Below are 24,115 nucleotides of genomic sequence, written 5' to 3'. Positions count from 1 at the left end.
CCGTTCGTCATTCCTAAGATCTTATACCGTCACCTGCTTTTGTCCCTTTATTCTGTCCTCCTTGAGGTCCAGGGCGTGGTACGAGATGTTCCAGCTTACTGCCGAACACATTCATCGCATTTTTCATCTTCTCGTTATCATCACGACCCATGGTTGCAGATGCGTGGCCACCTACCCAGTTGATCACTTGGTCAGGGACAATCATGATCAGGTTGAAGCAGCTATGGACCAGGTTCAAGCTCATCGAGCAGTAGATGGTCAGGAAGAAAATGATCGAGAACAGCCCCGTGGTCGAGTCGAACTGAGCATTCGCTAGTGCTACACCGAACAACTGGTTCAGCAGTGTGCCGCCTGCGATCAGAGCTGCACCGCCCAGAAAGAAGCCCAGAACCATCAGGATCGGTCGGACCATCACATTGAGCAGAAAGATGTAGCCGTGGGTTGTTTTTTGCCCCATGCCATCGCCTTCACCGTTCAGGTGAGTGATAGCCCAAAGAGGTGCTGCGATAACAGCCTCGCCAACCACAACCAGCCAATTAACTGCAGCTCCAAACCAGATGATGAAGGGCACCATCGGCAAATAGGTAGAGAGTGTGCCGCCCAGGATAAACAAGGCGATGATGAGCATGATGATGAAGGGGCCTACTGCGCCAAGGACGCCGGAAAGTGCATCGCCCACGGATGTGACTGCGTTCGCAACTTTCGAGAACGCACCGGCAACACTCCAGCCATCCTTGACCTTTTCAAGAGTCTTGGCAGCTACGTAGCCACCAAGGGCTGTCTCGGCAGCGACCATTGTGTAATCGCCGAGGTTTTTCATCTTGATCAGAGGATTCAGCTGCCCCATCCCTTCGCCGCCGGCATTGACGTCGACCAGGTAATTGACGATCCGTTGACCTGGCGCGGAAAAGATACTGCCAATAATGCTACCCGCATCGGCCCCTCCAGCCCCTTTGGAATAGTCACCGCTGGATTGAGTACCCAAGGTGCTCGTCCATGTAGAGGTTTCCTGTTGAGCCTTGTACGCCGCCATTGAGGAGGCGTAGACGTTCACAATTGCAGGATCCCCTCCAGAGGACATGCCGAATACAGATGCTTTTGCTGCCATAGCATCTGACAGTTTAGTGTTTGCTTGTGCGAACGTCTGGTACCAGGCACCCAGAGTCCACCATCCCCCCTCTTTGATGCTTGAGTTCATCTTGCCGGCCAGCTCGCCAATATTCCCCTGCTTGGTAGCTGCGACGCTGTTGACGGAGTTCTCGTACGCCTGCGCTGCTGACTGAACGGCCATCTCCACATCAGGAAGGGAATTTGTTTGTCCTGACTGTCGTTGGATCACCGCGTTAACGAAGTTTTGCGCGCTAGTGGTCAGAGAGGCCTGCATGGCCTGAAGCGCAGCAAGATGTGCTTGGCGTATGTCCGACACATCAATGGTGCCGCCAAACCAATTAGTTGATACCGCCTGAGGCTCCAGATCGCCTTGGATGTCTGCCCCACCACATACAAAACTTGAATTCTTGAGTATGAATCCACTTTGGGTTGCAGATTGCTGGACGTATCCATTTTGGGTTACCAGAGCGCCGCTAGCTTGGGCCTGGGCTATCCCCGCATTGATACCGTGCAGGCAAAGGTTTGCCTCGAAAACGCTGTGCGCGAGTCCTACCGTCGACGGCATCACAGGTTGAACTACCATCGAGGTGCCGTCAGTGAAAGCTTCCATCGCGCTGTCGACGCCGAGGTTGGCAATGCCGATACCCATCACGGAGGCACCCCACAACATCAGCAGTTGTGATAGTGACCAGCCGCTCGCCGTAGGCACCAGGGAGACCAAGCCCCAGACAAGCCGTACCGGCCCCCAGATGGCTGATTGCTGTTTATCGAAAACTGACCCGTCATGAGCAGTCCGGGTCAGCCTTCTAAAAACGATGTAGCAAGCCCAAATCGCCCCGACCACCAACAGTGCGCCGTTGAATACCGAGAATATGCTCGCAAGAATGGTATCGCCGCTGGAGTCTCCCCCTGCCAATGGGTTGTTGACGACATTCCCGTAAATCGATACCAGTGCTTCTCTGGACTTATCGCCTGTCCTTTTCGCAGCTGCTGCAATTTCGCTGATGGTTGTTCCATCCGCTGCCCGAGCTGGCACAGAAACCAGCCAGGCTACCAAGAGCCAAAAGCTTTTACTCGCGATTGCTTTCATAGCCGGGCTCCGTTGGTTTTGCCGAATTGTGGATTCAGCGTCTTCAGCAACCAGTCTGGGTTTTCGGTTTTAAAGTCGTTGAACCCGCCGTGTTCTGCCGCAGACAGGCGACGGGTTGTCAATTGCCACATCCGGAATTGAGCGCTTAAAGCAAGCGCGAATAACAGGGGGGATGCAGTCGCAATCGACAGCAGGCTTTGTACGACCGTTTTGGTCGAACCGTCGATGAGCCCGTTTGAAAGACTGATAAGCCCCAGCAACCAAAATACTGAACCAGCGAGTAGAGCAGCGCGCTTACGGCGCAAGAAGAAAAGGTGCAGTTGTTCAACAGACATCGCACCTGGTTTACGGTTGGCCATCGCTTCATCAAACGACATCGGCTTGCGTTCCGAGGACTCGTCACCATCACTGTGCAACAACGCTTGCTTAGCTTCTGCAGACATTTCTTTGATATGTGTCCAATTCTCCCTGGTTTTAGCAGCTTCCTGCTTAGCAAGCCGCACGGTTTGCCTCATTGACCAGAATGGGAGAACGATACGCAGCGCTATTGAAGCCGCCTGCCTCGATTTGGATGGCTGTTGTTCCGTCATCAGTTGCTGCCTCCCATGTGGCCCGATACAGCGCGATATTTTTGGCTCAAGATGGGCTCAAACTCTGAACGTGCGCCGCTTGCGAGATTTAAACCGTTGATCACGTTCCCACGCTGGACGTCGTTACGTAGCTCAAGCAGCAACCAATTGGTCTGGGACTGCACGCGGATCTGCTCACGGAGCAGGTTGTCCCCTTCCATGTTCTGCAAGTCTGCTTGGTACTCGGTATTGGCATACCTGCGTCCAACCTCAAACGATTCAAATTCCCGCGCCGACATCGTTCCCGTTGCCTTTGCTTGAGATGACGCAGTTTTGGTGTAGTAGGCCTGGGCCGAGGAGGACTTGAGTGTGTCTACCAGCAAATCCTTGGTCGCTGGGTTGGGCTGGCTATCAGCGATGAGCTGATCCTGCGGATCAGTTGCAGCCGAAAGGATCGAGTTGTACTGATTCATGAGTCCGATGTACTGCGAGCCCGCTTCGCTTTCAGCTTCGCCCTTGCGCAGTTGACTGCCGATCGATCGCCGAGCTGAGTTTTGTGTGTACATCTGCGCTGCGTCAGTCTGCTCTTGGGAGAAGGTGAGATCTGCATTCTTGCCATTAGGACCGGCGCCGATCATTACGGAATCAAGACGCTTGTCTGCCCCGGGCATTGTTGTTGAAACACTCGGGCACGCGCTGGCCCCGCCATATGCGGCGTAGTCATCTGTGTCGCAGTAATCAGCGTGAATGCTTGCAGAGCGCATGGAATCGACCTCGCTAGGCGCGGAGGGCGAAGTCAATGCTTGAGCAATTTTGCGGTTTTCAGTTTTGCCGCCGCCACCAGACCTCATGGTTGTTTTTATTGCGGCAACACCAGCTTTGACATCGATTGCGCCTCCGGAAGCAGATTCACTGCAAATGGCGTTGGAGACGTAGTAACGCTGACGTGCATCCTCATAGCGTCGGTTCTTTTCCTGAGTCGCTGCGAATTCTCGATCCACGCGAGCCGCGGTTTCGACCGTGTTAGCGACTTTGCTACTGCCTTGGGTCACAGCGGTACCGACCTGGTACAGCATCGTATTCACTGATGTGGCCATCGCTCCTACTGCAGCAGTTGTTGCGTTCACAGCCAATGTGATACTGAGATTTGCTGTTTCCACAGCACCAACCACGCAACCGTCGCAAATTGCGTAGGCTGGCTTGGATGCGAACATTCCTACCGTCAGCATTGCAAGTGCAAGGGGGGAAAACTTGAGTACGTTCATTAGATATTTGCTCCTGCTATGCGGCTTGCCCGGTACTCGGCAGTCATCTCGTCAGCGAGCTTCATAACAACCGATTTCGCTTGTTCGGCTCCCGCCTGCAGCTCCAGCTGCTCGATGTAAGTTTTCGCGGTACCGAGGGGGAACCTAGCGGCGAGAACTCTACGTGCCGCCATTGAGCCCAGTCGGCTGTACAGCGCTGTTCGTAGTGAAACGTCCTGCTGGGTTGTCGAAAAGGCCCACAGCTCCAAGGCACCGGTGGTGTTTGTGAGGATCTGCGTGATGGTGCCCTGGTTGGTTTTGAAAATGGCGAGCATGTTCGCGCCTTCCTCAGTCGGGCCAACGCATTTACGGTGTAGTTCGCTGATTGTCTGGTCGGACACCTGAAAGGAATCACGAAGAACTTTCTCATCGCTACGGTTGCCGCCGCGCAGAACGTATACCGACGTCGCTGCATCCAAAAGCGGCTGGGGGAAGTCATTCATGAACTGGGAGATCGCGATAATTCGGATACCCCATTTACGGCCTTCCCGGCCGTCTTTAATAACGGTTTGCACCGGCGCTTCGAGGCCGTCAGTGTTGTGCCATTCATCATAGGCAATGATTTTTTGTTGCGAGGCAACATCGTCTGCGCGTTTGATGTGATATTCCGCATACAACTCAGGAACAACCTTCACCAACTCCTCTTTGCGCAGAAAATAGTTTTTAGCAGCTAGCTGTCGAGCAAAAAGGTACATGCATGAGGTCTTAATAGCACCTTCAGCAGTTTTTGAACCGATGACGTCATTAAGGTCTATAGAAATAACCCGAGTTGTTGCATCAAGGTCAAAACGGGTACGGCCGGAAAACAATGCAAAGCTGGTGGTCGCTACCACAAAACAACGAGACATGTAGTTAAGCAAAGGTTCATGACTTTTTGTTTGGATGGATCCAAACATTTGTCGAATACCTTCGTTATTCAGCATGGCGTTAAAATCAGCCAGCACGGGCGAAGATTGGCGCTGGGCGATTGTTGCCTCTTGGATATAGCCCGCAGCGAACAGCATGTCGGTCACTTCGTACCAGGTAGCAGTGGACCACCATTTATCGTCATGCTCAGCCAGAATTCCTGTTTCCAAAAGGATCTTATCTACCAATGGAACTACTTCAGGTTCGTATTGGTTTGCCCCGTTTCCGGCTCTGTCATCGTAAACCAACGTCAGTAGACGCTCGTTGACACGTGACACCTCTGCAGGAGCGCGGCCGATATCGGTATCGGTGCAAAGCAGGTTCAAAAAATCGACGAGAAACTCTCGCTCGCGAGTAGTTGGTTCGCGGGCACCGAGCTGCGTGTCAAAGGGGTTAACTGCGTAATCAACGCTGTTCTGCAGCTTGAGGTACACAGCTTCATTTTTGCGATGGTCAGGTAGTGAATCTCTAATGACCTGGATCAGTCCAGATGAGGACGGACCAACGTCCACAATGGTCATCAGCGGCAGTTGAATCGCCCCCGGCCGATGGATCGCTGCATTGTTCATTGTGTTTACAGTTACGGATTTACCAGAACCAGGTATGCCTGAAAACAGGTCGATCCAAGTGTCCTGGATACTGCTACCGAGACCTACTGGGTAGATTTTGCCCTCTGGCGTCCTGAGTATCCATGAGCCGGTTTCTGCCCACGGCGTAGCAGGCCGTTGCAGGGGAAGCATAGCCAAGGCATCTTGAAGTGGGGGCAGCAACCGGTTCGCTGTGTTCTTGGTAGTAAAAGCAGGAATAGTTGAAGCAAGGCCTGCCATAGGATCCCCATGGTTCTGGCTTACCTGACACGTGCCCCACGATTGAAGAGACTTTTCCAAGGAGGACATGCGCTGCTTAACGGTGTCTTTGTCTTCACCCCACGTCGAAGCCGACACCTTCATTGAAAGGACGGCTTCCTCCTTTTGAAGCCTTTCCAATTCAGCGAAAGATTCACGAATCGAGCGGTTACTGGGCAGAAGGCCTACAAACCCTGCAACCATGCGACGCATGCGTACTTCATTGAGCCCACATGGGTTCAGATCGAAGCGAATTCGCCATGGAACAACCTGATCGACCGCGCCGAACAATTCCTTAAATGGAAGCGGATCCTGTGGGCCCAGTTCCATTCCGAAGGAGCCGTGCCAGAGTCTGTCGGTACGAATGTAGTTTCCGTCCGGTTCTACATTGTTGCTGCAAATCTGGTAACTCAAACGTGGAGCAACCAGGTCTGAATAATCGTCGGCGTGCTCTGGCCCACTCGGTATGTGACGATCACCAGGAAGGGACGGACGGAACTTCTGGGAGGTACCTTCGCGGTTAATCATGATTCTGACGCGCTTCACTGCCTCGTGCGCAGTCAGAGGCTTCATCATGATCCCTTTTTGGCCGTCGATACCGCAGTTCGCAAAATCATCCTGCAACCGCTTAACCATTGTGTCGTGACGATATTTTAAGGCAGATAAAGCAAATGCAGGATTTTGACCAAACTGCGTCCGTGGAACATTGTGCTTCGCCATGCTTTTGGTTAGTGCATTCATCTCACGCTTTTGTTCTTCTGAACTCATAGCGCTAAGGTGAGTGTACACAACGAGAATATTCTGCTCCCAGGAACACAGAGGGTAATTACGCATTACACGGTCTAAAATTATGTCTTCAGTTTCGAGACCGATCCGTCGGGCCGTATTGAGTAATGGCTCCGCAAGGCGCATCAACTCGTCTTTAGCGCGTTCGGGATCACGCTCAAATGAGAAGGTCAGCGAATGACCATAACGTTTCATGTATCCAGTCATACGAACTCGCAATGATTCGATCATTGCTGCGAATTCGGCCTCCGAAAGCATCTGAAATGTGCCTTGCAGGTCAAAAACGGTCAGGAGCGAATAGCCATTGTTGACCAATGTGTACGGGTCCTTCAGATCTGGAGAACGCCGAATGTCTTCATCGGTCACACCCACTGCGGTCATCAGTTCGCAGTAGCTGGTCATGTCTTTGTTAATCAGATGTCGTGCCAGGTACTCAATCGCACCTTCAACGGCATCTACGCATTTCTCCAGAACTCCCATACCCTTCCCCTCAGCTCGGCGCATTCATTATGTTGTGATACACATTTGGCCAAGATGCTGTAGGTGAAGATCTATAAGCATCTTGAGCCCATTGTTTTGCGTTTGCGCTGTAAGTACCAGGGTTGAATATCACCGCAAGATCTCTAAATACAACGGCATGAACATCAGCACCAACACCCTCCATTTTCACCAATGCACTAGCGAATACACTTGGTTCAAACGTGCCCCAAGCCGCCTCTGTGTACTGTCTGTGCGAAGCGAGCCAATTCAACAACTTTTTCGCATCAGCTTTAGTAGCTTCATCGCCCGTCTCCAAGGCGACTAGAATGCATCGCTGCAGATTGTTCACATCCTGCGCAACGAGCCCTGGAAGGTATCCAATAAAAGCGTTCCCCTCCCCCAACTCCCCAAGATGCTGCCAGCCGTGACACAAAGAATCGACGGCGCGTAAGTTATCTTTCCGTACGTCTTGGTGGTTGTGGTTAATATTGTGAATTTCCAAACTTTGCGAAGGAAAACCACAGAAGAAGCACCGATGTTTGCTCTCACGAACAACTTCCGTCCGCAATTCTAGGCTCAACGATTTTTTATTAGGCTCAGTAGCGGTTGGTTCTTTATCACCCCAAACCCTTGCTTTAGTTGACAAGCTCATACCGGGTAGTGCTGGACGTTCGAAATTTCGACCGAGCGTAGCATCGGGGACTACCATGTCTGGGGCATTTTCTGCGCTACTCATCAAACCTCCAAGGCAGTCTATAAGACTGCCTGTTGTTGCTATTAGTTAAGGTACGACGCCTTGTTGACCGGCATCGATACCTACAGTCTCACCTGTAGCAACCATCATGAAGCCGGTAGCGCCGAGTGCCGCCCCGCCTAACATCGGGCCCCAGATTTGAGTACCTGTGACGCGGCTGTTCTCGCCTTGCTGGGTTTTTTTCCACATGTTGATGCCACCATATCCGGCTCCACCAAACCCAAGGACAGCAAATAGTTTGCCTAAGCTTTCTTTCAACGAGTCGCCCTGTTCTGCCCCCTTTTTACCCATGTCAGCCCAGCCATCTGCATGTGCTTGTGCAACAAACATGGTTGCCATGGTGATGCCGGCGCTTGCCTGCATGATGCGACGCTGTACTGGGTGCTGACTGTATTCATCAGTTTTGGTGATCAGGTGTACGTGAGCTTTACGTACAACATCACCGACTACTTCGAAAGGATTAATTTTCATAGCAACGCTCCGTTTGACTTACCAATAAAGTTTGAATGTTTCTTGAAATGCATCAATCATTTTGTCTACGTGAACCAGTCCTGCACCCGCAATCAAGTGAGTTAAAGCACGCCAGATTAGATCATCTGCACCATTGGATGACTCTCCATCAATGCTTGCTTTTTTCAGAATCAACAAACCCCTAAAGCAACAAAAACCTCCGGCAAGACTCGCGAGTGTAAGAACAGCATTTACAGCTTCTTTGAATTCGCCGAACTGCTCTGCTCCGCTCCAGGAAATTGCGCCGTAGTTTGCTTGACCACTTGAGAACGTCGTCCAGACAGTTCCAATTGTTCCCGAAAGGTTAAAAAGCATGGCCCCGATGATCAGCACCATCATGGTGCCGCCAGCAGATATTGGGCGTCGGCCCGGTTGAATACTGGCGAGCTGCATCTTGCGAAGCACCGAGCCTGAGTACGCGAAGCCGATCAGCGCTCCGAGGCTCCACAGTAGGCCCCACATCACTCCGGTCAGCGAATTAGCTGCCGCAATGATCATGCTCGCGAGATCCATACCCTACTCCCTAGCGGATCACGCCGAGGTTTGTGACGACCTGGCGGGATACTGGATCAATGCGAAGAACGCGGATGCCGTCAAAAGCATCACCGACCTGTACAACGAATGTTCGTTGGTCATGTGCCAACCACGCTTGATCGGTATACACAGTGTTAATGCTGTATCCACTAAGTGCCTTGGAAGTTGTGCTGGCCGGAACGGCAGGCTGACTTCGGGTCGGCTGGATTCTTTCCTTAGCCTTCGTAGGAGTCTCTGATGGACGGGACTCCAGCACCGCAATTTTCGCCTGAAGTTCACGAACCTGGCCCTGCAGCTCAGAGGTGATTTTTGAAAAAGTCTCTATCTGGTTTTGCACCTGGAGCAGCTCAACCTGTTGGCTCGCTGTCGGTTCAGAACTCAACGGTTCCTCTACCGGTTTTACCGGTTTTTGGCGTTCATACGTCTCGTACGAAGCCTGTGTGTTCTGGACCCCAAACGGTTGCCCTGGCGGCACGGTAGAATTCGAGCGGAACAACTTAGGCGCGAATATCCAGACCGCTGCTATGAGTCCAAGCACAACAAAGAAGTGCCATGGCTTCACTTTTTCTACAAAGGAATTCAGGTTCTTTTTCTGCAAGGGCTCCGGCTTCGGATCCGGCTCTGGTTGAGCAACGCCTGCTTTTGGGGCCGGGGATGCAAAAACATCAATATCGCCCGCTGTCTGTGTTGTCATGTTGGCATCCTTTCAGCGCTGACTCAGTAGCGAGTCGAGTTCATTGTGTTGGGTTGGCCAAGGCCAGGTGTAAAGCCCGGATAACCGCTGCTCATACCTTCCTGATCACCGCTTCCTGTTGCGCTGGGTGACAAGCGATATTGTTGCTTTGGCTGTCCTGCAGGCTGACTCAAGGTATTCAGCTCGTCTTTCTGATTTGCTTGAATAGCATTTTTATCCAGCGCATCACTGGCCATAACAGGGCCGATAAATTGAATACCGATAGTTGAGCCCATCGGTCGAATTACTTGCTTCTGAGGCATGTTTGCGCCGTCATTAGCGAGAACTTTACCGGCTTGCTGACCAATGCCTCCCGCAAAAGTGCCAGCAACAGCCGCACCGTTGGGAGTTTCAGGGTAGGTCGAAATGACCGCCCCTTGACTGGTGATAATATTTTGAGCGCTCCCTTGCTCATAAAGTTGACCAGTTTTGCCAATAGCAATGGCAAGTGCCGGGAGAATAATTCTTTCGAAATACCGGTTGTTAACTTCGCCCGATAGTGCAGTTCTCATACTGTCAGGATCAACAGCTTTTGCGGCGATTTTGTAAGAGTGACCTTTCCACTCCATGTAGCTAAATGTCATATCCACAGTTTCGTTGATGCGTTTGTAGCCCATAGCGAAACAAACCGCACCTGCGAAAGGCCCGGTTGCGATCTCCGCACGTACCATCGAGTTTTCGTCAGTGTCGATTTCAGTTTTGAGAATAGACGGTGCAAGGGTAAACCCTGGTACTACTACCACGTCTGGATCTCTTTGACTCGCGGCCCCATTAGCTCCCCGTTGATTACTGGCTACCGTGCCGCCCGCCCCTGCCATAGATGCTGGCATGATTGATTGCGCGTAAGCAGATGGGGTGATAGTGGCGTCTTCGCTCGACTTACCCAACCCGTGCGGTTTCTCTACCCAGGCAGACATCAACCCTTTGACCTGATCTGCGATTTGCTTGTCGTACTCTTTGTTACGAGTAACGACTTGTTGCTGCTGCTGGGGTTGCTGGTAATAGTAATTTACTTGCTGAGGTTGCTGCTGCTGACCTGATCCAGGTGTGACAGGTTTGGCAGACTGAGCGGACATCACCGACATGTACGAACCACCGTTCGACTCAGCTTGTTGTGCGTTTACCTGGTTGTACCGATTAAGTACCTGTCGGTATTGTTCGCTTTCTTCTGTTTTAGTTCCCTTCGCGTCCGTGGTGATTCCGCGTACCGACGAATTACTTGTATTGTGATTTTGTAACCATGTATACGCCAGATAGCCGCCACCAACGACCACTATTGCTGCTAAGACTACAATAACTTTGGTTTGGCGACCAATATCAGCTTGAGTACTCATATGGACCTCAGTTGATGTCAAGTTGAAGGGTAACTGACTGGCCCATTTGAGACAGGGTTACGAACGGAGTAGCTGGAAGCCGATAAACCTTAGTTCCATCACCTGAGGATAAGCTTTGATCAAACGCTGTTTGAATATCTTGCTGCGTTCGGACGAATATATCTCCGTTGTATTGCCACACTTTTGTATGGGTCGGCACGTCACCATGCGCCACTACTGCTCTGGCATCTTTGGGTGGAATACCGTCAAGAAATGCTTGAAGGGTGTCGTCATAAAGAGCGATTTTACCTGGCCCCATCAGCGGTGCCTTAGCATTAGGGCCTCGACCGGGTATCCGTACGTCCAAGCGGGCGTCCACGATTCTGGATTTCTCGCCTTCACTGTCAGGTTCACCAGTCACGAGCTTTACGACAACTGGTGTCGTGGCGCCTTGTAGGAAAAGAGCGATGTTTCCAGATTCGTAGGAGGATGTCGTAGACACCACAACTACGTGGGATCCCTGCATCCACTCAGCTGAGAAGATGTCATCTCTGGAGATCCTCGGTGTGATTGCCAAAGGCCAAGGTGCGCCTGTTGAGTCAAGGATGACCAAGTTAGAAATCTCGCCAGGCATTACACGCAAAACTGGAAGCGATGCACCCGGGCTCAGGTCGACTGAAACACTCGTGATTCTCGGGATGGCTCTGACAGGTTGAAAGGCTTTTGCCTTCCTCGTGTTTTCAAGGCTTCCCCGCATTTCGCGAATTTGGTCTGGAGCGAATGGTGCTACTACCTTCATAGCCTCATTGAAATCTGCTGAACCATTTGGAGCATCCAAGGGAGGCATGGGCGCGACACCATTTTGCTGCGGTTGAGGCGCAGCGTTTCCCTGCGGTTGAGCTTGTGGCTGCCCTTGTGGCTGGCCAGCTACGGCGTAGTTACCTGCGCCGTAGTTAGTCTGCGGAAATGCATTTTGCATCTGAGGATTAACATTTGCGTTTGATTGGCCAGGCGGCACCGGAAAATTACCTGGTGTGCCCGGGCCTTTCACTTGTACCCATTGCCCAGGACCTGGAGGTGCTGGTTGCTGCTGCACCGGCTGCTGTTGCTGCGTTGGTTGCTGCTGCACCGGCTGCTGTTGCTGCGTTGGTTGCTGCTGCACCGGCTGCTGTTGCTGCGTTGGTTGCTGCTGCACCGGTTGCTGTTGCTGCGTTGATTGCTGCTCTGCTCCAGGGAGCATTGCACCGTTTTGCGGAGCTTGAGCATCTTGCGCAAACGCTGTGTTGATTGCCAAGACAAGCATCGGCACTACAAGCGGAAATGGTTTCATATGGGTACTCCCTTACCGGGGCTTGATGACGATGTTGTCAAGGGCCACGCCTACAAGTGAATCGAGTGTTGGAATCCGAGTTACAGTCACGAGAGCAATGAAGTTCTGAGCGGGTTGTTCAGTTACCTGCCCGGTCAGCTTTATCTCGATTGGAAGCTCTACCTTTCGGACCCAGATGTTATCGACAAGCCTGTCACTAACGATTACGCCTGTACCTGCTGTGACAGTCATGTTCATGCGCTTGGTCTTGATCGAGTCCAGGTATCCGCCAGCTTCGAGCTGTTCCAGGAATTGCTTGAAACCTTCGCGAGTCCAATCAGCACGAGCGTCCTCCAGCTGGCCGCGGTACTGCTGAAAATTGATGGTCAGCGAGCGGTTGATCGCATCGCGAGCGAACTGGATTACGTCTGCTGATTTCAGGTACGGCTCTGAAAGTGGTACCAGACGAATCACACGCGTCCCATCAGCTGCAAAATATTGACGATCAGGATGAACCGCGAACCAACCGAGCATTCCATTGAGTGCAATGGATGCAACGAGACCCCATGTCAAAACCATGTTGGACTTCGCAAGGGAGCCCGAAAGGTTGCTGAGGCGCTTGCGGTCTTTTTGCTCCTGAACCATCGGGTCAATAGCGTCAACGTTCTGGTGCAGCGTCTTCACGAGATTGAGCAATTCTTGCTCATACTCCGTGCGACCTTCTTCATTGCCGGCGCCTGCTACAGCTTCGCGCTGAACGTCCGATGTAGGCTCTCGCAATTCGGTCATTAAATCCCCTCCGTTTTCCGTATTCTAACCATGATGCGGAATCGGTCAATAGCTAATGTTCAATGTTGACAGCCTTAAATCAGGGCTCGCGCACAGAACGGCCTTCTCAAGGTGGCTACGATACGGAACTGCCATTAATGGCACATTGCCGGTAAATCGCCGGTTTGGACATTCGTATATCACCGACGTTTCATCAGAGGAGTCGTATATCGCCGACATTTATTTACGCTGGGAGGCGACAAACCCCCCGGGTAATAGGGGTTTGCTCCCGGTGAGCCGGGGTATTAGAGGGGGAGTGGCTTGCCAATGCTCTGGAAGGGGGTTTTGAGGGAGTTTCGTACATCGGCGACAAAAATTTTTTTGCCTGTGGATAGGCTCGTATATCGCCGACACCTCACGTCGTATATCGCCGACGCTTTCGTCGTATATCGCCGACGCCTCTTTCGTATATCGCCGACACACGGTCAACCCTGAGGTTAAGATCCACGCGGCCTGTAGCGATCATGAGGTATGCATAACACGCGCACGTTGCTTTACAGATTTAACAAAAAAAAAGATTTTATAACTAGGTGAGAAATGCTGGAGGCCACGTCGCACGCGGGTTCCAGAGGGTTGACGTAAGCTTTTGCAAGCTCTAGCCTTCGCCGGAATCTAGAACCACAGAAGTATTTTTTAAGAGTCTATAGGGATATGTAGACACCCCTCCCCCTCTTTTCCGTGGATGCCGTTGGCCTCTAGAAACCAAACAAACAACTCTGAGGAGATCGGCCTTTCGGGCTGAAGAACAAGAGTACGAACAAGCACCCTGGCGAACGCCGGGCAAAAAAAAGAGCCTTCACGTCTCATCCTGGCAGATAGTCGACGTGAGGCTCACCGATTAGGTAGCTCGATTATGGACACCTGCGCCTTTGCGTGCAAGGTACACCGCGATTTTTATCGCGCTGAAATTTCCTTGCTCCTCAGTACGGATAATCTGCTTTGAATCAGGGTAAACCTGGTGCTCTGCAGACGCCTGTTGACCCACGTTTTTTTGTTGCTGATACCGCCCTCAATAGAGTCTTTGAAGAGGCTTCGTATCTGGCCAGATGCAGCGACAACAAAACGGCTATGCGAGTGCGTCCCCGCGAGCACGCAATTCGCTATCCCTACATGCAGGTAAATCGGCTAGATCGAGTCTCATGGCTCATCTTCGATCTGGATCACGCTAACTCCCTCATTTGGGACGATGCCGGTCTCCCACCTCCGAACCTGATTGTCCGCAATCGTCATTCAGGCTCTAGCCACCTCTACTACGCGATCATTCCGGTGTGTACCTCGGATAGCGCCCGTGACAAGCCAATTCGCTATATGAAAGCCATTTACAAGGCTTTCGTTGACCGGCTGAAAGCTGATCCTGAGTATCATGGTGGCCCTGTCGCTAAAACACCGGGGCATCCCTGGTGGCATACGAGGGAATTACACAGCAACGTCTATGAGCTCGCCGATTTAGCAGAGTGCGTTGAGCTTGAACCGGTTACCCCATGGGGCAAAGGGCCGGATCTGGATGCCGTGTCGCATTCTCGGCATTGCATGCTGTTCGAGAACCTCCGTTTTTTTGCATACAGCATTGTCAACCACGAGCGTGAGCATGGTAGCTACGACCATTTCATGCAGCGTCTTACCGCACATGCTCATAACAGCAATCAGTTTGGTGGTCGTGGTGCCTTCCGTGATGATTTGCCCCTGTCCTCGATCAGATCCACTGTCCGATCAGTCGGCCGCTGGACCTGGAATCGCTACACAGGTAACAGCAGATGTCATAGGGGCGTCATGGAGCTGGACAAATCCACGCCCCTCGCAGAGCGGCAAAAGCTCTCAGCAAAACGTACCCATGAAGTACGTCATAAAGCCACAGAATCCAAAATCCGCGCTGCGTGCCGTTCTCTGCATAGCCAGGCTAAACCTTTAGCGATCGCTACCATTGCCGCCCTATCAGGGATCACCAGGCAGACGGTGGCCAAGTACCGTCATGTCATTAACGAGACACGCTCGAATGTTGTTGTAGCGCTGCAACCGCCCCTCACGACGTCGACCTCTGCAGCACCGAAAACACCAGGCTGGCCGAGCCAGGTCAGCAAATCTACGTGTGTTAAGCATGGTGCCAATCAGATACCTGCTGGTGGGGTTTCGAGCCCGAAGGGGGAGATGCACCCCGCCCTGCTTGTTTTGATCGATCCTTTGATTGTCTCAAGTGATAGTTCGTAACCATGACAGGGAGTGTTTAGGCACACTGAGCCCCTTGATCACCAGAAACATTCGTCTTTGTTAAGTCTGCATATGTACGTACGTACGTATGTTTGTTACCATGATCCTATGAGCTTCGTCACGACGCTCACCTGGCGGCTACCAGGTCAATGTTCTAGGAGCAGGTATCATATGAACCAGTTACAAATGGGGTTGTTCTTTGATGAATCCAGTGTCGATATCGCTGTTAGCGAATCTGGATCTTGGAATTTCCCCTCTTTCAATCTCCGTGATTATCAACTGCTTGTGACCGAGGCGCGGGCACACATTTCTTCCGTTCCACAGGAATTGATGCCCTTCTTTCTTCTCGGTGTTGAGGCTAGTGAGCAATCGCTGTCCCAAGCATCCACCGATGATCAGCGGCCTTCTCAGTGGCGCGCTGTTGCGCACTTTAATGACAGCATGTGGCTCGAATTGAACGCCGTGGCAACAAGCTTTGAAGGTTCAGGTGCGGAATGCAAGGTTCGTACTGCACCTCGATCCAAGGTGATAGGCGTCTATGTGGAAGGTGTAGGTTCAATCATCGTTCACGGATGGTTGAGTACCGGTGATTGCCGCTACTGGGCCGAGTTTCTGCCTTGGCGTTCCTGCTTCTTTCGGCCCAGTTTTCGTGACGGTGTTTCTGTCATTCCTGAGGTGTACTGCAGGTGGGAAAATGCCGTGTCATGCATGCAGTTCTCCTCAGCCGGCGACAAGGTTCCGTCTGTCCCCACAGTCAAGGTAAACGGCCGTGAGTATGTCGTTACCAGCGCGGTTTACAGTCGAGAATATCGTGAAGGCGAAGCATGGGCTTTCGTTCGACTTCGCGACTGGGCAGGATCGAGCTTCACCTATGACCAGAACATCAAAGAAATGGAGGCTGGAAGGAAAGAGCGTGGTGATCAGCGTGGTACTTTGGCTAAAATCCGCGGAGAAATCTGTGTGCTCTCCGAGATGGTCATTTTAGCGGATCACTCATCTTTGTAGATCCGAGGTAAAACAAAGCCCAGACGGCGGCTACCGATCTGGGCTTCTACCAGGGTGAACTCGTCTAGGAGCGTCTGGATTCTTCCATGATAGCGATTCCCCGACGACACCTCAACAGAGTGCGGCTGCACGGTCCGCCATTCAGTTCCCATGTAGACTGCAGTGATCCAGAGAAGAAGATTCAGCTATGAGTGATGAAGGCGAAAAGAAACCCAAACGCGGCCGTAAACCGAACCTGGTCCCTTACGTTCAGACGGACATGTTCCAGGCCAATATGGTTGAGTGGCCGGTGAAAGACGACCTGGCCAGTATGGAGTTTCCACTTTTCTCTTTGTCCACAATTCCTGATACCGCCATCCGCGAGTATCACCAGCCAGGTACCAACAAGCGCGTACGAATCATTCCTCCCGTAATCGGCGCCGCAACGGTTTTCGATAAAGATCTGCTGTTGTTCATCGGATCCCAAATTATCGAAGGTCGGAAAGCGGGTTTGCCGATTTCAAACACGGTCAAATTTGACTCTTATGATTTTCTCATCGGCACAGGTAGGGAGCCAGGAGGAAATGCTTACGTGAACATTCTGGACATGCTCCGGAGGCTCAAGGGTACGCAGATCGAGACAAACATCGTCACCGGTGGCGAGGAGCAAACCAAGGGTTTTGGCTGGATACATGACTACACCATCACCAAAAAGACCGGAAACGGCAAGGGTGTTCTTGAAGGCATCGTTCAGATATCAGACTGGATGTACAAAGCCCTCCTCCACTATGAGGTTTTGACGATTGACCGGCGCTATTTCGCTTTGAGGATGCCCCTAGAGCGTCGTTTGTATGAGCTTGCTCGCAAACATGTTGGTAACAAGCCAATTTGGAAGGCAGATATCGTGCTAATGCAGCAAAAATGCGGTTCTACGCAAGATCTGCGTTATTTCAGGGCTGATGTGCGCAAGATCATTAAACGTGACTCGTTACCTGATTACAGAATGGCTTTGGATACGAGCTGTAAGCCTCATAAGATCGTGTTCTACACCAGGAACACCAAGCTTTTGTCCGATGAGCTTGTCGCTTCTGATAAAGCTGCTTGGTTTGAAACGCTGGAGCGATTTAAGCCCGCATAGTCGTATATCGCCGACATTCAGGGCTGCAGATGCAGCCTTTTTCTTTGCTCGTTGTTTACATACGTACGTACGTACGTATAATGAGCAGGCAGCTTAATCGAGCTGCACCCGGCGGCTACCGGGGAAGAATGAAGTCTAGGAGTCTGCAAATGAAGCGTATACCACTGCGATCTGTTGACCGTGATGACACCCAGCACCTGCAAGATGAAATTGAGAAACTTCAATCGGCACAAAACGTCATGCTGGAAGCGAACCGGGCTTTGGAACTGGGTGATGAGCTAACCCTAATTCGTTTAGGGCTAGACCCTGCTCGAATCGCTGAGCTAGAGCAGCGTCACCTGGCTGGTAAAAAGGGGTTTCCAGACTATGTGATTCGCAATCTATCCCACACCATCCAGCAGCTGCAAGATTACCGTAGAGCATCTGGTCAGCACCGTTCCGACAAGGAAGAGCAAACTGAGTAGGCAGTCGTACTTTGTGTACGTACGTATGTATTTGCGTACGTGCGTACATGTATAATAGCTACTTGTGACCAGTCAAATTTTGAGGAACATGTATGAAGGCTCAACCATCCGCTGCAACCCAAAAGGGTGAAGCCCCTACCCGATCCCACAAGACTATTAGCCTTCGTACAGATTTCAACGAACGCTTGCGCGACGAAGCTCATAAGCAAAAAACAACAGCCTCAGCGCTCATTGAAAAAGCCTTGGCTGAAATGTGGGGAATCCAACAATAAATTCTGGCCTATCGATTTAGATTAAGCTGTATGCCCAAATACTCAAAGCTTGAGCGATACGACGGGCTTTCGGGAAATGTCCCGGATCCTGTTATCGCTCAGATGGCTGGAACCACTACTGAAGCTGTCCGTGCTCGAAGAATCAAGCTCGGCAAACCTGCGTACTCCCCTCCCCCTCCTCACCAGGATGCCCTAGCGCTCCTTGTACCTTTTCTTGGCGTCTACCCCGCCACAATGCTCGCACGTGCGGCTAAAGTTCCTCTTCAGCAAGTCTCAAAACTCATCCAGTCTTTAGGAATAACACCGTACCAACAACCTCGACCCGATATTGCGGCTTACGATCATATGCAGGGTAAGCAACCGGACCAGGAGCTTGCAGACATCATTGGGTGTTCAAAAGAGGCTGTCAGGCAAAGGCGTGTCCATCTGGAAATTGAGTCTTATCGAGACATGATTAGACGAACAACCAGAACAGCAAAATAGCTCGAAATCTCAAGCAGTGTTGCTACTAGCAACAAACGCCTAAATACGTACGTACGTATGTACATGCATACGCGTATAGGTTAAAATTCTCTCCACGAATTGGTGACAGTGGCGGCTACCACTGTGCTGCTTTGAAAAAAGGTCTAGGAGCGAATTGCATGGGTTCTGGGTACGACTTGGATTCAATGGTTTCGGCATTTCAAGAATCACAAGCTTTTGAAAATTCGATTGGGATTCACCATCTTTTCGATCATCCATCGAAGGGAGATGTAGTCCGCTTGGCTGATAAGGTCCAAGGGTTTATGAAGCCCGCGCATGCCCGTGATCGTATAGAGGCATGGATTGATCATGCTAGAAGCCAAGCTGCTTGCAGGGAAAACAGTGACAAAGTGGTGCTCTCGCTTTTCGATACCTCAGGTGAATGGTCCCGGCCTTGGGAAGAAGCCGGCTACCAGGTCTACCGCTTCGACATTCAAGACAATCCTGAGCTCGGTGACGTGAACAACTTCAATGTCGAGTTCTTCATAGAGTGGTTCGGCGATTTCTACGGCCTTGAGGTATTCGCGATTCTTGCCGCTTGTCCTTGCACAGACTTCGCTCGTTCAGGCTGCAGGCATTTCGGTGGTAAGGATCTGGATGGCCGAACCCAAGCCTCCGTCGAACTCGTTCACCAAACCCTTCGGTTAATCGAATACTACAAACCAGCATTATGGGCTGTAGAAAATCCAGTTGGCCGTATCGAAAAATTAGGAGGGCTCCCGGGTTGGAGACTTTCATTCGATCCGTGCCACGTTGGAGATCCCTATACGAAGAAGACCTTGATCTGGGGTCGTTTCAACGCAGACCTTCCTGTTGCTCCGGTCATGCCTGTTGAGGGCTCCAAAATGCACCTCAAGTACGGAGGCCGGAGCCTCGCGACAAAAAACGCAAGAAGCGTAACCCCCGAGGGATTTTCGTACGCTTTCTTCATGGCAAATAATCAACTTGATAACCCTCAATTTGCCCTACGTGCGAAGTACGATCGTCTTTCGTCGCGACTTTTGGGGCAGGCCATTGACGCGGGTTTGAAACCTCATGAGATCAGCGAGCTCATCGACGACGCATACCTTATGGATCTTGATGACAACAAGGCCCACTTCCTGCTGAGCAAGGCTGTGTCTTTGCGCGGCGTTAGCCTAGATAGCTTCGTGGATGAAGGCGGGCAGGTAGCAATGAGCTTCTAGAGCTGGTTCGTTCTTGCCCGGTTTTATGCTGGGCAGAGCGGGTTTGTTGCTACTAGCAACAAGTCAATTCAGCTTAAATGGCTAAAACCATAAATATTCCTGAATTCTACTGTTTACAAGCAGTATTCATGAACTATAATCAATTCTCAACCTACAGAAGGGCATTCACATGAACTCAACCGAAGAATCTCAGCTGGAGCTACAGAGTTTTGTCGACTTTGGAGGCTTAACTTTTTCTCCGCAGTTTGCCGCTGAGTGCTTTGGGCTGACGACCAGGCGACTGAAGGACATTGAAGAAGAGAATGGTGTTGAGATTCGTCGTGTTCCTCGTGGCACCTCTACTGCGCGGGTTTATGGACTCGCCGACCTATTCGCTATCGCAGCCCTACGTCGACGCTTGGGACACTCGAAAGGTCTACCGCGCCAAATCGTTGCTTCGACATTTGTACCAAAAGGCGGCACGGCTAAAACAACTACGGCTGTTAACCTGGCGCTGTCTGCTCAGTTCGCTGGACTGAAAACTCTGATCATCGATAACGACCCTCAGGGCGATACATCCAGCATGCTGGGCTACGACCCTGATTTGGGGCCGGAGGATTTGACCGAGATGGGTATTCCTCAGGATCGACTTGTAGACGGTCATCTTGGAAACCTGATCAGTCCTCTGTTGCGCATGCGTGCATTTGATCCGAAAACGCTTGATGAGGTCATCAAGAAGCCGTTTGGTGAGGATGGCATTCACCTGATTCCTGCAGATTCCTACATCGAGGATTTAGGTGTTGCCCTGGACGCTTCAAACAACCCCGATATGTGGTATGCCCGCTGGATTGAACAGGCCAAGACCGGCCAAATACCTGGCTGTGATCTTTCGAGCTATGACCTGATCATCTTTGATAATGCCCCTGCCGGTTCACGTTTGACCAAAAATTCAGTAGCAGCTAGCGACTTACTTCTGTGTCCGATCCGAATGGACAAGTTTTCATTCCGCGCTCTTCTTCGGTTGAACGATTGGTGCGCCCGATTTGCACGGGAATACAGCTACGCACCCAAATTGCTTGCGATCCCGACGATGTTTATCCGAAATCGCCCGTCTCTAATCAATAACCTTTTCCGGCTCAATGAGCTTTTTCCTGGCCGGGTAACGGAAGAAAAAATCTATGTCTCTGAGGAGTATGCCAAGTCACTGGATGACGGTATTCCCCTGCTGCTGTGGAAAGGGGCTACCTCAAAAAGTCTTGGTCCAGTCCGAAGCGTACACCGCGAAATCCTCAGCAAAATCCGGGAAATCGCTTCGGTCTGAGTTGTTGCTAGTAGCAACAAAAGAAAACCCGTGTTGCTACTAGCAACACAGAATGTTGGAGACGCACCACATGAAATCAAACGATTACCCTGGAAAACCTAAAACTGGCGTCGTTGGCCTTCGCAAGCCAGCAGAGATTCCTCAAGGAACTCCATCCAGCGCGCAGGGGAGGGCAGCAATGCTCCAAATGCTGGATGAAAAGGCCCAGGAGCCGTTGGTTGGTGAGTTTATAGGCAAGGACCAAACCCTAGAGGAGGTCTATGTCTCAAGCATCGATGTTTCGCCATACCAGCCTCGGTTAGTGTTTGACGAGGTGGCAATCTCGCTACTTGTAGAATCAATTCGTGAAATTGGTCTGGGCAAACCAATTCTTGTAAGACCCCTACCTAACGGCCGAAACGAGCTCGTTGGGGGTGAGAGACGCTGGAGAGCTGTCACTATCTTGGGATGGGACAGAATAACGGCTGTTGTGAAGCCAATGAGTGACGACATGGCAATGTTGCTCGCTCTGGCTGACAACGAGCATGAAGAGTTGACTGACTATGAGCTTGCTCGTAGTTACGACCGCTACCTTCAAAATGGTAATGATAAGAGCCAAAGCGCCATTGCACGTCGCTTGGGGATCAACCGTTCTGTAGTAAGTCGGTGCCTGGACCTTATGAAGCTCCCGACGTCTATACGCCAAGTACTTGATCAGCATCCGGGTCTGATTACTGCCAATTACGCTAAAAAGTTTGTAGATTTAGCGGAGCAGGATGTTCACATCGTCGAGAGACAGGTGCTGAGCATGGTCGAAAAAGGTACCAAGCAGGAACAAGCACTCCGCCAAATTGCCGTGAAAATTGCTGCATGTTCTAATCAAGGTCGTCCGGCATTTGTTCCGCGCCCGGTAGCTGGAATTGGAACAATTAAACTTTCCGGTCAAAAGCTGGAATTGAAGTGTGAAAAAGGAATAGATCCAAACTTACTAATGCAGGAGTTTGAAAACTTTTTGAATAACTTTGATCGTAGCAAACTTGCCGCAAAGGAAGCGGAGTAGGGAACATGAATAAAGGGATATTAAGAATGAAAGCGTTATTGGAACATCTTGCATGTATAGCCGCAGTATGTGCACTGCTTTTAGGTTTGTTGTTTTACCTGGAGCACAGAAAGGAAGTCATAGCCGCTGTAGATGATGAGAGGCATGATCGTTGCCTCAAAGAGGCTTTGAATCCTCCTCCTCCATTCAAGCACAGCTTGGATTGCGTAGGATGGCAGCGCATAAGGTCTGATATCCCCCTTCCTGCGCAAGGTTGAAATGATATGGGAACACAGACGCGAATGCTGTTTGGTGACGAAGCTGATGCTCATGCCTATTGGGCAACGCGAGAATGGAAAACATTTGCGGTAGACCTTGTTGCGGGCTCGGGCCCAAAGCGCAAGGTCATCCACACCATGTATGTACGTGCCAGAGACGAGGATGGAGCAAGGATGTGCGCAAGGGAGAATGATGTAGCCCGGACTCCGAAACTCACCTACGTGCCGAGGCTGGCCGGCCCCCGTGAGCTTGGCTGCACGGCATCGTAAGGTAGAGCGGCTGTGAAATGTCCGTCCTAAGGGTTATCAACTACCTGCAGCTCACCTTCCATAGTTGGTTGAAATCCGTCATATAGCTCGGGCTGAGGTAATCTCTGCGCATACCCCATTCGGGTTCTGCCGGAACAGCTGCAGTGCGTAGGCATTCTCGACCCCAGCGCCGGTTAACCTGGTCCATAACGAGCATTAAGGCCTCAGACCGCGCTGGCTGATTGATCGTGAACAGATCATCAGTGAATTCCCCTCGGCGACGCAAATCGATCAGAAGAATCTCTGCTTTGCTGTACCTCATCCCCTCCCGAAAGATGGTTTCTAAACCTCGAAGCGCAGCGCCGGTCAGTACGCGAGTATCATCTGTAGGGTAGGGGAGGGTACACGTGATTCCCTGAGCGTACTTCGGATCATCGCCGAAGAAGGAAGTCTGTATGGACACTCTCAGGACCGTGCACAGTGATTTTTGAGCCCTAAGTTTCCCAGCTGCTCGATGCACGTAACTGGCGACAGCCTCACGAAGCCCTTGCAGAGTGGTTACACGCTCACCAAAAGATCTACTGCAACAGATGGATTGTTTCGGTAATCCAACAGGCTCAAGGTCTAGGCACTGTTCCCCATTTAACTCACGGATCGTACGCTCCAGGACAACGGAAAACTTTTTTCCAAGCACTCGCGGGTCACACTGCGCTAACTCCCAGGCAGTTGTTATGCCGAGAGGTTGGAGGTTGTCTTTCATCCGCCGCCCGACCCCCCAAACCTCTTCCACCGGCATGCGCCTCAGGAGCCACTCCACGGCCTCCTTGGAGCGGAGGTCTACGACGCCACCAGTTTTGGCTTTCCACACCTTAGAGGCATGCTGGGCTGCTTTAGCGAGGGTTTTAGTGTGCCCCAGGCCAATGCCAACGGGGAGCGCTGTCCACTGCAGAACACGGGCTTGAATTGCCTTCGCTACATCTTTTAATGGCTCGGGCAAACCATCAAGTCTTACGAACGATTCATCGCAACTATAGGCTTCAACAGCCGGAGCAAGTGAGGAAATAGCTAAAGAAAGCCTGTGACTGAACTCGCCATATAAAGTGTAGTTGCTGCTAAAAACTGAAACATCGTGCTTTTCGATAAACGCTCGGATCTTAAAGAATGGTTCTCCCATTTTCAAACCCAGAGCTTTTGCTTCCTTACTTCGAGCGACTATGCAACCATCTGAGTTACTTAGAACAACAACTGGTTTGTTTTTTAATTCAGGTCTAAAGATGCGTTCTACGCTGCAATAAAACTCGTTGTTCTGGGGCTTGATAAACGTTAGGACATAAGTATTTTATAAACAACAAATTAGAAAATAATTATCGAATCGTTAGTTCAGGTCATAGGTTAGGGGGAGTAGATGGAGCTTCTGTGGGCTACTAAGT

At 51.3% G+C, this 24,115-nt stretch carries 20 protein-coding genes; 8 read left to right on the top strand and 12 right to left on the bottom strand.

Features of this window, described 5'->3' with window-relative positions; all coding sequences use genetic code 11:
• Positions 1-13: 13 nt before the first annotated feature.
• From J1G37_RS21490 to J1G37_RS21440, 11 genes are read right to left on the bottom strand one after another with little or no spacing between them, the layout of a single operon-like run.
• A complete protein-coding gene (locus J1G37_RS21490) occupies positions 14-2,200 on the bottom strand; it encodes a DotA/TraY family protein (protein WP_106116910.1) in 2,187 nt (728 codons plus the stop codon).
• A complete protein-coding gene (locus J1G37_RS21485) occupies positions 2,197-2,790 on the bottom strand; it encodes a hypothetical protein (RefSeq protein WP_106116911.1) in 594 nt (197 codons plus the stop codon). The genes J1G37_RS21490 and J1G37_RS21485 overlap by 4 nt, the downstream gene beginning before the upstream one ends.
• Complete coding sequence (gene traW / locus J1G37_RS21480) at positions 2,790-4,034, bottom strand: conjugal transfer protein TraW (RefSeq protein ID WP_004666729.1); 1,245 nt, start codon at positions 4,032-4,034, stop codon at positions 2,790-2,792. Before traW ends, J1G37_RS21485 begins: the two co-directional genes overlap by 1 nt.
• Complete coding sequence (locus J1G37_RS21475; RefSeq protein ID WP_032704376.1) at positions 4,034-7,090, bottom strand: conjugal transfer protein TraU; 3,057 nt, start codon at positions 7,088-7,090, stop codon at positions 4,034-4,036. Before J1G37_RS21475 ends, traW begins: the two co-directional genes overlap by 1 nt.
• Positions 7,091-7,100: 10 nt before the next feature.
• On the bottom strand, positions 7,101-7,826 hold the full coding sequence (locus J1G37_RS21470; RefSeq protein WP_106116912.1) for an HNH endonuclease: 726 nt from the start codon (positions 7,824-7,826) through the stop codon (positions 7,101-7,103).
• A gap of 45 nt (positions 7,827-7,871) precedes the next feature.
• A complete protein-coding gene (locus J1G37_RS21465) occupies positions 7,872-8,315 on the bottom strand; it encodes a DUF6750 family protein (protein WP_004666726.1) in 444 nt (147 codons plus the stop codon).
• 18 nt (positions 8,316-8,333) lie between these two features.
• Complete coding sequence (gene traQ / locus J1G37_RS21460; protein ID WP_004666725.1) at positions 8,334-8,867, bottom strand: conjugal transfer protein TraQ; 534 nt, start codon at positions 8,865-8,867, stop codon at positions 8,334-8,336.
• A gap of 10 nt (positions 8,868-8,877) precedes the next feature.
• Positions 8,878-9,582: a hypothetical protein gene (locus J1G37_RS21455; RefSeq protein ID WP_106116913.1), complete on the bottom strand. Its 705-nt coding sequence runs from the start codon at positions 9,580-9,582 to the stop codon at positions 8,878-8,880.
• Positions 9,583-9,605: 23 nt separating this feature from the next.
• A complete protein-coding gene (gene traO / locus J1G37_RS21450; RefSeq protein ID WP_004666723.1) occupies positions 9,606-10,955 on the bottom strand; it encodes a conjugal transfer protein TraO in 1,350 nt (449 codons plus the stop codon).
• Between the two features lie 7 nt (positions 10,956-10,962).
• On the bottom strand, positions 10,963-12,264 hold the full coding sequence (locus J1G37_RS21445) for a DotH/IcmK family type IV secretion protein (protein WP_242551684.1): 1,302 nt from the start codon (positions 12,262-12,264) through the stop codon (positions 10,963-10,965).
• A 12-nt stretch (positions 12,265-12,276) separates the two neighbouring features.
• Positions 12,277-13,032 (bottom strand): DotI/IcmL family type IV secretion protein, encoded by a 756-nt coding sequence (locus J1G37_RS21440; RefSeq protein ID WP_004666720.1) that lies wholly within the window; start codon positions 13,030-13,032, stop codon positions 12,277-12,279.
• A gap of 978 nt (positions 13,033-14,010) precedes the next feature.
• On the opposite strand from J1G37_RS21440, the gene J1G37_RS21435 reads away from it, so the two are divergent.
• The 8 genes from J1G37_RS21435 to J1G37_RS21400 all read left to right on the top strand — a co-directional run bounded on the left by J1G37_RS21435 (position 14,011) and on the right by J1G37_RS21400 (position 22,179).
• Positions 14,011-15,276 (top strand): replication initiation protein, encoded by a 1,266-nt coding sequence (locus tag J1G37_RS21435; RefSeq protein ID WP_106116914.1) that lies wholly within the window; start codon positions 14,011-14,013, stop codon positions 15,274-15,276.
• A gap of 171 nt (positions 15,277-15,447) precedes the next feature.
• Complete coding sequence (locus J1G37_RS21430) at positions 15,448-16,281, top strand: hypothetical protein (RefSeq protein ID WP_016355669.1); 834 nt, start codon at positions 15,448-15,450, stop codon at positions 16,279-16,281.
• Between the two features lie 187 nt (positions 16,282-16,468).
• Positions 16,469-17,398 (top strand): replication initiator protein A, encoded by a 930-nt coding sequence (locus J1G37_RS21425; RefSeq protein ID WP_055001373.1) that lies wholly within the window; start codon positions 16,469-16,471, stop codon positions 17,396-17,398.
• Between the two features lie 149 nt (positions 17,399-17,547).
• Entirely contained in the window at positions 17,548-17,862 is a 315-nt protein-coding gene (locus J1G37_RS21420; protein WP_004666716.1) for a hypothetical protein, read from the top strand.
• Between the two features lie 92 nt (positions 17,863-17,954).
• Positions 17,955-18,134: a hypothetical protein gene (locus tag J1G37_RS21415; RefSeq protein ID WP_004666715.1), complete on the top strand. Its 180-nt coding sequence runs from the start codon at positions 17,955-17,957 to the stop codon at positions 18,132-18,134.
• A 641-nt stretch (positions 18,135-18,775) separates the two neighbouring features.
• Complete coding sequence (locus J1G37_RS21410; protein ID WP_106116915.1) at positions 18,776-19,840, top strand: DNA cytosine methyltransferase; 1,065 nt, start codon at positions 18,776-18,778, stop codon at positions 19,838-19,840.
• Between the two features lie 169 nt (positions 19,841-20,009).
• Positions 20,010-21,140, top strand: coding sequence for a ParA family protein (locus J1G37_RS21405; protein ID WP_016355665.1), 1,131 nt, complete (start codon positions 20,010-20,012; stop codon positions 21,138-21,140).
• A gap of 70 nt (positions 21,141-21,210) precedes the next feature.
• Entirely contained in the window at positions 21,211-22,179 is a 969-nt protein-coding gene (locus J1G37_RS21400) for a ParB/RepB/Spo0J family partition protein (RefSeq protein WP_234452249.1), read from the top strand.
• Between the two features lie 567 nt (positions 22,180-22,746).
• On the opposite strand, the gene J1G37_RS21395 is transcribed toward J1G37_RS21400, so the two are convergent.
• Positions 22,747-24,003 (bottom strand): Y-family DNA polymerase, encoded by a 1,257-nt coding sequence (locus J1G37_RS21395; protein ID WP_207045313.1) that lies wholly within the window; start codon positions 24,001-24,003, stop codon positions 22,747-22,749.
• Positions 24,004-24,115: the final 112 nt, after the last annotated feature.

This window comes from Pseudomonas sp. Marseille-Q1929 (assembly GCF_017316265.1).
GTDB lineage: Bacteria > Pseudomonadota > Gammaproteobacteria > Pseudomonadales > Pseudomonadaceae > Aquipseudomonas.
Note: the sequence above shows the minus strand (reverse complement) of the source record. Positions and strands in the feature narration are given on the sequence as shown.